The sequence below is a fragment of the Rhodosalinus sediminis genome, from assembly GCF_003385555.1.
GTDB classification, from domain to species: domain Bacteria; phylum Pseudomonadota; class Alphaproteobacteria; order Rhodobacterales; family Rhodobacteraceae; genus Rhodosalinus; species Rhodosalinus sediminis.
This window is the reverse complement of record NZ_QOHR01000010.1, coordinates 1-11797: the sequence shown is the minus strand read 5'-3', so window position 1 is coordinate 11797 and position 11797 is coordinate 1. Positions and strand designations below refer to the sequence as shown.

The 11797-nt window shown below is 69.9% G+C and carries 12 protein-coding genes; 8 read left to right on the top strand and 4 right to left on the bottom strand.

Going from position 1 to position 11797, the window contains the following annotated elements:
* Positions 1–35: 35 nt before the first annotated feature.
* Genes DRV84_RS08930 through DRV84_RS08920 form a run of 3 tightly spaced genes read left to right on the top strand, consistent with a single transcriptional unit; the run spans position 36 to position 1334 of the window.
* Complete coding sequence (locus tag DRV84_RS08930) at positions 36–461, top strand: YeeE/YedE family protein (protein WP_115979543.1); 426 nt, start codon at positions 36–38, stop codon at positions 459–461.
* Between the two features lies 1 nt (position 462).
* Positions 463–897: a DUF6691 family protein gene (locus DRV84_RS08925; protein WP_115979542.1), complete on the top strand. Its 435-nt coding sequence runs from the start codon at positions 463–465 to the stop codon at positions 895–897.
* A gap of 11 nt (positions 898–908) precedes the next feature.
* Positions 909–1334 carry a protein tyrosine phosphatase family protein gene (locus DRV84_RS08920; protein WP_115979541.1) on the top strand — a complete coding sequence of 142 codons (426 nt, stop codon included), beginning with the start codon at positions 909–911 and terminating at the stop codon, positions 1332–1334.
* Positions 1335–1418: 84 nt separating this feature from the next.
* On the opposite strand, the gene DRV84_RS08915 is transcribed toward DRV84_RS08920, so the two are convergent.
* From DRV84_RS08915 to DRV84_RS08900, 4 genes are all read right to left on the bottom strand, one after another.
* On the bottom strand, positions 1419–4169 hold the full coding sequence (locus DRV84_RS08915) for an ATP-binding protein (RefSeq protein ID WP_115979540.1): 2751 nt from the start codon (positions 4167–4169) through the stop codon (positions 1419–1421).
* A gap of 19 nt (positions 4170–4188) precedes the next feature.
* A complete protein-coding gene (locus tag DRV84_RS08910; protein WP_115979539.1) occupies positions 4189–4485 on the bottom strand; it encodes a hypothetical protein in 297 nt (98 codons plus the stop codon).
* On the bottom strand, positions 4482–4850 hold the full coding sequence (locus DRV84_RS08905; RefSeq protein WP_115979538.1) for a response regulator transcription factor: 369 nt from the start codon (positions 4848–4850) through the stop codon (positions 4482–4484). Before DRV84_RS08905 ends, DRV84_RS08910 begins: the two co-directional genes overlap by 4 nt.
* Positions 4851–4929: 79 nt before the next feature.
* Positions 4930–6231, bottom strand: coding sequence for a helix-turn-helix domain-containing protein (locus DRV84_RS08900; protein ID WP_115979537.1), 1302 nt, complete (start codon positions 6229–6231; stop codon positions 4930–4932).
* Positions 6232–6446: 215 nt separating this feature from the next.
* On the opposite strand from DRV84_RS08900, the gene DRV84_RS08895 reads away from it, so the two are divergent.
* From DRV84_RS08895 to DRV84_RS08875, 5 genes are all read left to right on the top strand, one after another.
* Complete coding sequence (locus tag DRV84_RS08895) at positions 6447–7805, top strand: substrate-binding protein (protein ID WP_115979536.1); 1359 nt, start codon at positions 6447–6449, stop codon at positions 7803–7805.
* 69 nt (positions 7806–7874) lie between these two features.
* Positions 7875–8906 carry a branched-chain amino acid ABC transporter permease gene (locus DRV84_RS08890; protein WP_115979535.1) on the top strand — a complete coding sequence of 344 codons (1032 nt, stop codon included), beginning with the start codon at positions 7875–7877 and terminating at the stop codon, positions 8904–8906.
* A 4-nt stretch (positions 8907–8910) separates the two neighbouring features.
* Complete coding sequence (locus DRV84_RS08885) at positions 8911–10131, top strand: branched-chain amino acid ABC transporter permease (RefSeq protein WP_115979534.1); 1221 nt, start codon at positions 8911–8913, stop codon at positions 10129–10131.
* A 12-nt stretch (positions 10132–10143) separates the two neighbouring features.
* Positions 10144–10899: an ABC transporter ATP-binding protein gene (locus tag DRV84_RS08880; protein WP_115979533.1), complete on the top strand. Its 756-nt coding sequence runs from the start codon at positions 10144–10146 to the stop codon at positions 10897–10899.
* Between the two features lie 12 nt (positions 10900–10911).
* Positions 10912–11670, top strand: coding sequence for an ABC transporter ATP-binding protein (locus tag DRV84_RS08875; protein ID WP_115979532.1), 759 nt, complete (start codon positions 10912–10914; stop codon positions 11668–11670).
* Positions 11671–11797 lie beyond the last annotated feature (127 nt).

The window sequence follows — 11797 nt, the reverse complement described above, 5'->3', positions numbered from 1 at the left end:
GCCTTCACGACGACCAAGCAGGGAACATCTCGACAATGGAACAGGACTGGATCTGGGGCCTGATCGGCGGCCTGCTGATCGGCTCGGGAGGGGCGGTGTATCTGCTCGCCAACGGGCGCATCATGGGCGCGAGCGGCATCCTCGGCGGGCTGATCGACGGCTCGGGCAAATCGACCTGGCGCGAGCGCGCGGCGTTCCTCGCCGGGGTCTTTCTGCTGCCGATCGCGCTTCTGCCGCTCTACGGCACGATCGACACGAACGTGACCTCGAACTGGACCGTGCTGATCGCGGCGGGGCTTCTCGTGGGCTTCGGCACGCGGATCGCAAACGGCTGCACCTCGGGCCACGGGGTCTGCGGCATCTCGCGGCTGTCGCTGCGCGGGCTCGCGGCGACCGGTTTCTACATCGTGGCGGGCGGCGTCTCGGTGCTCGTTTTCCGGCATCTCCTGGGGGTGATCTGACATGCGCAATCTCTTCGCATTCGTGGCCGGCGGCCTCTTCGGCGCGGGGCTCTTCGTCTCGGGCATGACCGACACCGCGAAGGTGCAGGGCTGGCTCGACATCTTCGGCGACTGGGACCCGACGCTGGCCTTCGTCATGGGCGGCGCGATCATCCCGATGGCGATCGCCTGGCGGATCGTCGCGCGCCGCGCGACCCCGGTGCTCGGCGGCACCTTCCCGCCCCCGCCGCCGGTGCGGCTCGATTCGCGGCTCGCCCTCGGGTCCATCATGTTCGGCGCGGGCTGGGGCCTCGCCGGGCTCTGCCCCGGACCCTCGGTCGCCTCGCTGAGTTATGGGGGCGTGGAACACTGGGTCTTTTTCGCCGCGATGATCGGCGGCATGCTGGCCGCGCCGCCGGTGCTGGCGCGGATGCAGCGCCCCGTCGCGGCCGAGTGAAGGAGAACGTCATGGAGATGCGCGAGATCACCGAGCGCTACGCCGTCGCGCCGCAGATCGACCCGGCCGACGCGCCGGAGATCGCCGCCGCGGGCGTGAAGCTCGTCATCTGCAACCGCCCGGACGAGGAGGTACCCCCCTCCCACCAGGCGGCGGAGGTGGAGAAGGCGGTGCGCGCCGCCGGCATGGAGTTCGCCGCGCTGCCGCTCACGCATCAGACGATGACGCCCGAGAACGTGGCGAAACAGGCCGGGCTCGTGGACGCGGCCGAAGGCAAGGTGCTCGCCTATTGCGCCTCGGGTACGCGGTGCTCGGTGGTCTGGGCGCTCGGCCAGGCGGGCGACCGTCCTACGGACGAGATCCTCTCGATGACGGCGCGGGCGGGCTACATGCTCGACGGTCTGCGCCCGACGCTCGAGGCGATGGCGCGCGGCTGACGCGCCGCGGCCTGCGCCGGGATCGGCGCAGGCCCCACACAGCGCGCGAGCGGCATCGCGCCGGCCCCACCACGCCGCCCGCGCTTACTGCGCGGCCAGCGCCACCGCGGCGGGCAGCCGCACCCGGAAGGCCGCGCCGCCCTGCCCCGGCAGATAGGCGATGGTGCCGCCGAGACGCGCCATGATCTCGCGGCAGATGGCGAGGCCGAGCCCCGCGCCGCCCGCGCCCTGCTCGCCGATGCGCGCGAACTTCTCGAAGACGAGCTCCTGCTGGTCGGTCGGGATACCGCGGCCGTTGTCGATGAAATCCACCGTCACCCAGCCGCCCGCGACCCCGGTGCGGATCGTGAGCTCGGGCGCCTCGGCCTCGCAGTACTTGCGGACGTTGGAGACGAGGTTGATGAAGACCTGGCTCAGCCGGTCGAGGTCGGTCGAGAGCGGCACGCGCTCGCTCGCCGGGTCGCGGCGCACTGTCAGCGCGGGGCGCTCGCCGCCCGCCGCCGCCGTCGCCACGGCATGATCGATCACGTCGCCGAGCGTGCCGTCGCGGATGTTCAGGCTGACCTGCCCGTTCTCCAGCACGCTGAGGTCCAGAAGATCGTCGAGCAGCCGCGTCAGCCGGATCGCCTCGTCGTGGATGATCCCGGCGTAGCGCGCCTGCGCCGCGCCGTCCTGCGCGCCGTCCTGCGCGCCGTCCTGCGCGCCGTCCTCGCCCCCGTCCTGCGCGCCGTCCTCGCCCATATCGCGCAGGATCTCGCTGAAGGCGCGGATGGAGGTCATCGGCGTGCGCAACTCGTGGCTGATCTGGCTGAGGAAGGCGTCCTTCTGCACCGAGAGCTGCGTGAGCTTCTCGTTCGCGGCGCGCAGTTGGCGCGCGGTGCGGGTGAGCTCCGCCTGCTGCGCCTCGAGGCGGGCGGAATACTCCATCATCTGCGCGGTCTCGTCGGCCACGGCGAGGAGATCCTGCACCGAGACCTCCGTGCCACCGGCCATCTGCGCGATCATGGCGTGCGCCGCCGCCGCCCCGATGGAGCCGGCGAGCTCACGTTCGAGCGCGTCGAGGAACTCGGGCGTCGCCTCGGGCAGGTAGCCGTCGAGGCCCTGGCGCGCCGCCTCGCGGCGAAAGAGCGCCTGCGCCTCCGCCGGGCCGAGGATGCGCTGCGCCATCATCATCAGGTCCTCGCTCTGCACCGCGCCGCCCTGCCAGCTGCGCGCGCCGCCCGGCGCGCCGAGCGCGCTGACGAACTGCGCGCCCTGCAGCCGCTCGAGCGGGCCGGGGAAGCTCGCCAGAGAGACGGCGAGGAAGAGCACCGTGTTGATCGAGAGGCTCCAGAGCACCGAGTGGATCAGCGGATCGAGCCCCTCGATCCCGAAGAGGCCGTAGGGCCTCAGCCAGGCGATTCCGAAGGGCCCCTCGGCCATCAGCGCGGCGGGCAGCACCACGTCCGGCCCGAAGCTCGGCAGGAAGAGCGTGTAGAGCCAGAGCGCGAAGCCGGCGGCGATGCCCGCGAGCGCGCCCATGCGCGTCGCGCCGCGCCAGAAGAGCCCGCCGATCATCGCCGGCAGCACCTGCACGATCCCGGCGAAGGCGATGAGCCCGATCGCGGCGAGCGCCGCGCCGCCCCCCGAGAGGCGGTAGTAGAGGTAGCCGAGGAACACCACGCCCGCGATCGAAAGTCGCCGGGCGAGCAGCACGACATGGCGCACGTCGCCCGAGACGGTCGCCCCGCCCCGCCCGAGGCGCAGCCAGATCGGCATGACAATGTGGTTCGAGACCATGGTCGAAAGCGCGATGGCCGCGACGATCACCATCGAGGTCGCAGCCGAGAAGCCGCCGAGAAAGGCGAGGAGCGCCAGCGCCTCCTGCCCGAAGGCGAGCGGCACCGTCAGCACGAAAAGATCCGGGTTGGCCCCCGCCGGCAGCGCCTCGAGCCCGACAACGGCGATCGGCACGACGAAGAGGCTGATGAGAAAGACGTAGAGCGGAAAGGCCCAGGAGGCGGTGCGCAGGTGGCGCTCGTCCTCGAGCTCGACCACCATCACCTGAAACATCCGGGGCAGGCAGAGGAAGGCCGCCGCGGCGAGGAACGTCAGCCCCGCCCAGCGCGCCCCGTCGATGCGCCAGGCGGCGAGTTCGGGGCTGGCCTGGATGCGCTCCACGATGCCGCCCGCCCCGCCGGCGAGGCCCCAGACGACGAAGGCGCCCACGGCGAGCAGCGCGAAGAGCTTCACCACCGCCTCGACGGCGATCGCCATGACGACGCCGTGGTGGCGCTCGTTCGCGTCGAGGTTGCGCGTGCCGAAGATCACCGTGAACACGGCGAGGCCCACGGCGACCCAGGTCGCGGTGACCGAGGGCGCGGCGGGCGCGGGCGCGGCCGGATCGGTCTGCGCGAAGGCCGCGACCGCGAGCGTCACCGACTGCAGCTGCAGCGCGATGTAGGGCGTGGTGCCCACCACCGCGAGCACGGTGACCGCGGCGGCGAGCAGGTTGGACTTGCCGTAGCGCGAGCTGATGAGATCGGCGATGGAGGTGATGCGCTGCGTCCGGCCGATGTGGACGAGCCGGTTCAGCCCCCACCACCAGCCCACCATGACCAGCGTCGGGCCGAGGTAGATCGTCAGGAACTCGAGCCCCGAGCGCGCCGCGTAGCCGACCGCGCCATAGAAGGTCCAAGCGGTGCAGTAGATCGAAAGCGACAGCGTGTAGACCCAGGGGCTGCGCAGCCACGCCGTGCGCCCCGCCGCCGCGGCGCGCTCGGCCGCGAAGGCGACGGCGAAGAGAAAGACGACGTAGCCGAGGCAGATCGCCGCGAGGAGGTTGAGCGAGACCATCGCGCCCGCGCTCCGCCGGTCAGTCGCCGCCCGGCGCGGGCCCCGGACGGCCCGGCCCGGCCGCCTCCGCGCCGGCCTCGGCCCGCGCGAAGCGCCGCGCGATGAGGAAGGCCCCGAGGATCAGCCCCGCCCAGACCGCGAAGATGAAGAGAAGCGTCCCGGCGGTGCCGACGCGCGCCGTCTCCTCGCCGCGCCAGAGGAGCGGCAGCCCGAAGAGCGCCGCGCCGAGCACGGGCAGCAGCCGCGCCGCGTCCTTCAGCCGGCGCGAGCGATAGGCATCGCGCGAGACGAAGACGCGCCGGAGCGGCGCGCTCATGGCCCGGCCATCTCGCGCACGGCGGCGAGCACGTCGGCGTTGGAAAAGGGCTTCGTCATGTAGCGCGAGGCGCCGGCGCGCTCGGCGCACTCCCGGTCCTTGGCCTGCCCGCGCGCGGTCAGCATCAGCACCGGCAGCGCGGCGAGGCCGTCCTCGGCGCGCAGCTCGCGCAGCACCTCGAAGCCCGAGCGCCCGGGCAGCATCACGTCGAGGATCACCAGATCGGGGCGCTGCGCGCGCACCGCCTCCACCGCCGTGGCGCCGTCGGCATGGGTGTCCACCCGCCAGCCGTCGCGGTGCAGGATGAAGCGGATCGCCTCCACGATGTTCGGCTCATCCTCGATGACGAGGACCTGCTTGGCCATGGCGGCTGTCTCCTCCCCTGCGGAGCCTCCCAACCCCGCATTCTCCGTGGGGATGTTAACACCATTCCCGGCGGAAAAGTCAAAAGCCCGACGAGAGGACCGAGGGCTCGCGCCGGGCGGGGCAGCCGGCGCGCGGACAGATCCGGCAGGTCACCCCGACGGCGAGCGGTTCGGGCGCCGTAGCGCCCTCCGCCTCCGGCAGCACGAGCATCTGCGCCTGCATGAGCGGCGGGGCGTCCGGATCGGGTACCGCGGCCGGCCCCGCCACGGCGAGGGCGCGCACCGGCCGCGCCTCGCCGCCGGCCTGCACGAGGCGCCGCGCGACGGGCTGGCCGGGCCGGCCCAGCGCCTCGAAGAGCGGCCAGAGCGCGCAGGCCCCGCCGAAGGGCGGCAGGGGGAACTCGTCGAGCGGCTTGCGGAAGGTGAGCGCGCCGGCCGCGTCGCAGACCACGAGGCCCGCGGGGGTCGGGAGCATGTCCGCCGGCATCGCGGCGAGGCGGCGCATCGCGCGGGACAGATCCGACCCCGTCGCCCGCGCGAGCGCGACCGGATCGGGGCCGTGCTCGGCCACCACGCGGGCGGCGCGGTCGAGCGGGATCGCCGCGGCGTCCTCGGCGTAGCCCCGGAGCAGCCGCGCGGCGATCTGCCGCGCCGCCTCGGAGGTCAGCCGCTCGGGGTCGATCAGCGCGTCCGGGTCGGCCTCCGGCCCCTCGAGCTCGGCGAAATGGAAGCCGCGCGCGGCGAAGAAGGCTTCGATCTCCTCCTGCGGCGAGGTGAGCGAGCGCCGCGCGTCGGCGGCGCTATCGAGATAGGTGACCAGCGCCTGCGCCCCCTCGGCCAGCCGCCGGCTGTCCTCGTCGAGGTTGCGGTGGAAGCGGTCCTGCCACTCGGGCTCCAGCGCCTCCGTCCCGGCGAGGATCGCCGCCGTGGAGCGGATCGCGGTGACCGTCGAGAGCACCTCGTGCAGCGAGGCGGCGAGATGCGGGTCGTGGGCGAGGCGGTCGGTCAGCGTCTCGACCGTATCCTCGAGCGCGTCGATGCGCCGCCCGGCCTCGGCCAGCAGCTCCGCCCAGCCGGGGAAGCGGCCCGCGAACTCCTCCACCCGCTCCAGCTCCACGCGGGTGGCGGGATGCGCCGCGGCGACCTCGCGCAGGCGGGCGAGGAGCGCGGCCTCGGCACCCTCGGAAAGGAGCGAGGGCTCCACCTCCAGCGCCTCGGCGATCCGCACGAGGAGCTTGCCGCCGATTCTGCGGCGGTTGTGCTCGATCAGGTTGAGATAGGAGGCCGAGATCCCCGCGCGCCGCGCGAGGTCGGCCTGCCGGAGCCCGGCGAGCGTGCGGCGTTCGCGGATGCGGCTGCCGATGAGCGTGTCGCGCGACATTGCCGAAAATCCTTGACGTTCAGGCACTTTCTGCGGCGCCGAATAAAGTATTTACAGTGCATACCATAGCATTGTGGATTTGTTGACAAAAAAATGCTGCGGCGAAAGCTGCTTGTTGCGCATTTTACTTCGCCTCCCGCATACTTCCCTTTGCACATGGTGCGCCCCGCGGCCGGAGAGGAGCCGTCCGCCGGGGTCAATCTCGGGAGGTTTACATGACCAAATTCGACATCACGCGCCGCGGCGTGTTGAAGACCGGTGCCATCGCGGGCGCCGGCGTGGCCCTGCCCACGATCTTTACCAAGCGCGCGCACGCCTACACGAACGAGCCCACCGGCGACACGGTGACGCTCGGCTTCAACGTGCCGCAGTCGGGCCCCTACGCCGACGAGGGCGCCGACGAGCTGCGCGCCTACCGCCTCGCGGTCGAGCACCTGAACGGCGAAGGCGACGGCGGGATGCTGAACACCTTCACCTACGGCAGCGGCGCCAAGACCGAGCTTTCGGGCAACGGCATCCTCGGCAAGAAGGTCGAATACGTCACGGGCGACACGCAGACGAAGTCCGACGCGGCGCGCGCCTCGGCGCGCTCGATGATCGAGAAGGACGGCGCGGTGATGATCACCGGCGGCTCCTCCTCGGGCGTCGCGGTGGCGGTGCAGGCGCTCTGCCAGGAGGCGGGCGTGATCTTCATGTCCGGTCTCACGCACTCCAACGACACCACCGGCAAGGACCGCCGCGCCAACGGCTTCCGCCACTTCTTCAACTCCTACATGTCGGGCGCCGCGCTCGCGCCGGTGCTGGCCAACGCCTACGGCACCGACCGCAAGGCCTATCACCTGACCGCGGACTACAACTGGGGCTACACCACCGAGCAGGCGATCCGCGAATCCACCGAGGATATCGGCTGGGAGACGGTTAACGCGGTCAAGACGCCGCTCGGCGCCGGCGACTTCTCCTCCTACATCACGCCGGTGCTGCAGTCGGGCGCCGACGTGCTGGTGCTGAACCACTACGGCGGCGACATGGTGAACTCGCTCACCAACGCGGTGCAGTTCGGGCTGCGCGAGGCGCAGGCCAACGGCAAGGACTTCCAGATCGTCGTGCCGCTCTTCTCGCGTCTGATGGCGCGCGGCGCGGGCGAGAACATCAAGGGCATCTTCGGCTCGACCAACTGGCACTGGTCGCTCTCCGACGAGGCGAGCCAGACCTTCACCCGCTCCTTCGGCGAGAAATACGGCTTCCCGCCGAGCCAGGCCGCGCACACCTGCTACGTGCAGACGCTCCTCTACGCGGACGCGGTCCAGCGCGCGGGCAGCTTCGAGCCCTGCGCGGTGGTCGAGGCGCTGGAGGACTTCGAGTTCGACGGCCTCGGCAACGGCCCGACCCTCTACCGCGGCGCGGATCACCAGGCGTTCAAGGACGTGCTGGTGGTGAAGGGCAAGGAGAACCCGGAGAGCGAGTTCGACCTTCTCGAGATCGTCGAGATCACGCCGGTCGATCAGGTCACCTATGCGCCGGATCACCCGCAGTTCGCGGGCGGCTCGCTCGGCAGCTGCAACAACGGGGCCTGATCGCCCCCGACCCACGCGCGCCGTCCCCGGACCGGGGGCGGCGCCTGTCAACGTAGCGGAGGCGCGGGTATGGACGCGATTATCCTGCAGATCCTGAACGGGCTCGACAAGGGCTCGGCCTATGCGCTCATCGCGCTGGGACTGACGCTCATCTTCGGCACGCTCGGGGTGGTCAACTTCGCCCACGGCGCGCTCTTCATGCTCGGCGCGTTCGTCGCCGTCACGCTGAACAAGATCCTGACGCTCTCCTTCACCACGGTGGACGAGACGCGCACCGATTTCCTCGGCAACCCCGCCAAGATCGAGACGCCCTACGTCGAGGCCTGGTTCGGCCCGGAGGTGGGCGGCTGGATGATCGAGTGGTCGGTGCCGCTCGCCATCCTGGTCGCCATCCCGGTCATGGCGCTGATCGGCCTCGTGATGGAACGCGGGCTGATCAAGCACTTCTACAAGCGCCCGCACGCCGACCAGATCCTCGTGACCTTCGGCCTCGCCATCGTGCTGCAGGAGATCGTGAAGTTCTACTACGGTGCGAACCCGATCCCGACGCCCGCGCCCGAGGCCTTCAAGGGCTCCTTCGACTTCGGCGCGCTGCTGGGCTTCGACCCGATGACGATCATCTATCCCTACTGGCGGCTGGTCTATTTCCTCTTCGCCATGGTGGTGATCGGCGCGGTCTTCGCCTTCCTGCAGTTCACGACCTTCGGCATGGTGGTGCGCGCCGGCATGGCCGACCGCGAGACGGTGGGGCTTCTCGGCATCAACATCGACCGCCGCTTCACGATCATGTTCGCCATCGCGGCGATCGTCGCGGGGCTGGCGGGCGTGATGTACACGCCGATCCTGTCGCCCAACTACCACATGGGGATGGATTTCCTCGTGCTGAGCTTCGTGGTGGTCGTCGTGGGCGGCATGGGCAGCCTGCCCGGCGCGGTGCTCTCGGGCTTCCTGCTCGGCATCCTGCAGAGCTTCGCCTCGATGTCGCAGGTGACTTCCGTGCTTCCCGGCATCAACCAGATCATCATCTATCTGGTCGCCATCATCGTTCTGCTCACCCGCCCCCGCGGCCTCATGGGCCGCAAGGGCGTGATGGAGGAGTGAGCCTATGTTCGGACTCGACCGCAAGGACCTGACGCTGTTTCTCGTCGTCGTCGCGCTGGCGCTCTTCGCGCCCTTCCTGCTCAACCCGTTCCCGTCGGACTCCGGTCTCGCGCAGTTCAACGCGGGCTATCCCGACCTGATGCAGCGCTTCGTGATCTTCGGGATCTTCGCCATCGGCTTCAACATCCTCTTCGGGCTCACGGGCTACCTGAGCTTCGGGCACGCCGCCTTCCTCGGCGTGGGCTCCTATGCAGGGGTCTGGATGATGAAGCTGCTGACGATGAACGTGATCCCCGCGATCATCATCTCGGTCATCTTCGCCGGGCTCCTGTCGGCTCTGATCGGCTGGATCTCGCTGCGCCGCTCGGGGATCTACTTCTCGATCCTGACGCTCGCCTTCGCGCAGATGTGCTACGCGCTCGCCTACTCGGTGCTCACGCCGATCACCGGGGGCGAGACGGGGCTGCAGCTCAACCTCGACGATCCGCGCATCATCGGCGCGAGCCAGACGGCGGAGGGCAACATCCCCGTGCCGCATCTCTTCGGGCTGGAGATGAACCAGACCTGGCAGCTCGGCATGGGCGGATGGGAGTTCACCTTCTCCGCGGGCTACTACCTCGCGGCGGTGGTGATGCTCGTCTCCTTCTATCTCGCCATCCGGCTCTTCCGCTCGCCCTTCGGCATGATGCTGCGCGCGGTGAAGTCGAACCAGCAGCGGATGAACTACACCGGCCTCAACTCCCGGCCCTACACCCTCGCGGCCTTCGTGATCTCGGGGATGTACGCGGGGCTCGCCGGCGGGCTGATGGTGGCGATGGACCCGCTCGCGGGGGCCGAGCGCATGATCTGGACCGCCTCGGGCGAGGTGGTGCTGATGACCATTCTCGGCGGCGCCGGCACGCTGATCGGGCCGGTCCTCGGCGCGGGCCTCATCAAGTATCTCGAGAACATCCTCTCGAAGATCAACAAGGGCGTGCTCGAGCAGTGGTTCGCCGTCATGCCGGACGGGATCGACACCTTCCTCGTGACGATCGTCTATCCCTTCATCGGCAAGGGCTGGCACCTCACGCTCGGCATCATCTTCATGCTGGTGGTGATCTTCCTGCCCGGCGGGCTCGTGGAAGGCGCGCAGCGCATCGGCAAGCTCTTCCGCCGCACGCGGAAGCCAGCCGCCACGGACGACCCCGAGCATCACCCGAAGCCCCAACCCCACGTGGGCGAATGAGGAGGGCCTGAGATGGGCATTCTCGAAGTCAAGGACGTCAACAAGAACTTCGGCGGGCTCAAGGCGCTCTCCGACGTGAACCTCTCGGTGCGCGAGAACTCGGTGCACGCGATCATCGGGCCCAACGGGGCGGGCAAGTCCACGCTGCTCAACTGCCTCGTCGGCAAGCTGATCCCCGACACCGGCTCGGTGATGTTCGACGGGCAGAGCGTGCTCGGCCGCAAGCCGCACGAGATCAACCAGATGGGAATTTCCCGCGTCTTCCAGACGCCCGAGATCTTCGGCGATCTCACCGTGTTCGAGAACGTCATGATCCCCTGCTTCGCCTCGCGCGACGGCGCCTTCCGCATGCACGCCTACGAGCACACGCGGCACGAGACCGACATCGTCAGCATGGCCGAACAGATGCTCGCCGACGTCAAGATGCTGGAAAAGCGCGACATCCACGCCGCCTCGCTCTCGCGCGGGGACAAGCGCCGGCTGGAGATGGCGATGTGCCTCGTGCAGCGCCCGCGCCTTCTGCTCCTCGACGAGCCGACGGCGGGCATGAGCCGGGCGGACACCAACAACACCATCGAGCTCCTGCGCGAGATCCGCGACAAGCGCGACATCACCATGGCGATCATCGAGCACGACATGCACGTGGTCTTCAGCCTCGCCGAGCGGATCACCGTGCTCGCCCAGGGCACGCCGCTCGTCGAGGACACGCCCGAGAACATCAAGGGCCACCCCAAGGTGCAGGAAGCCTATCTCGGCGAAGCGGCGTAGGGAGGCCGAGCCATGAACGTCAAACCGGATTTCTCGAAGAACGCCAACATGGCCGAGACGGCGCCCGCCTTCCTCTCGGTCTGGGACATGCACGCCTACTACGGCGAGAGCTACATCGTGCAGGGCATCGACTTCAACGTGCACGAGGGCGAGATCCTCGCGCTCCTCGGGCGCAACGGCGCGGGCAAGACGACGACGCTGCGCGCGCTCGCGCGGCTCGACGACCCCCAGGTCACCCACGGCGAGATCTGGCTCGACCACCAGCCGCTCCACCAGATGAAGGCGCACGAGGCGGCGACGAAGGGCGGCCTCGGCCTCGTGCCCGAGGACCGGCGCATCATCTCGGGCCTCACGGTGGAGGAGAACCTCAAGCTCGCGCAGATCGCGCCGCCCGTCGGCTGGTCGCTCGAGCGGCTCTACGAGCTCTTCCCGCGCCTCGGCGAACGGCGCAAGCAGGACGGCGTGACCCTCTCGGGCGGCGAGCAGCAGATGCTCGCGATCGCCCGGGCGCTCGCGCGCGACATCAAGGTGCTGCTGCTCGACGAGCCCTACGAGGGGCTCGCGCCGGTCATCGTGGACGAGATCGAGAAGACCCTGCACACCGTCAAGGCGCAGGGCATGACGACGATCCTCGTCGAGCAGAACGCGGTGCGCGCGCTGCAACTCGCGGACCGGGCGGTGATTCTTGACACCGGTGCGATCGTGTTCGACGGTAGCGCCGCGGAGGTGCTCGGCGACGAGCAGCTTCGCGCCGAGTATCTGGCCATCTAGGCGCGGTCCCGCGGCTGGAGGCCGGGTCGCCCGCCCCCTTTCTGGCTGCTTGCGGGGGCGGGTTCGAGGCCCCGGACCACGAGGGAGGAGTGCCATGACCACCACGCATCCGCCGTCTGCGGAGACG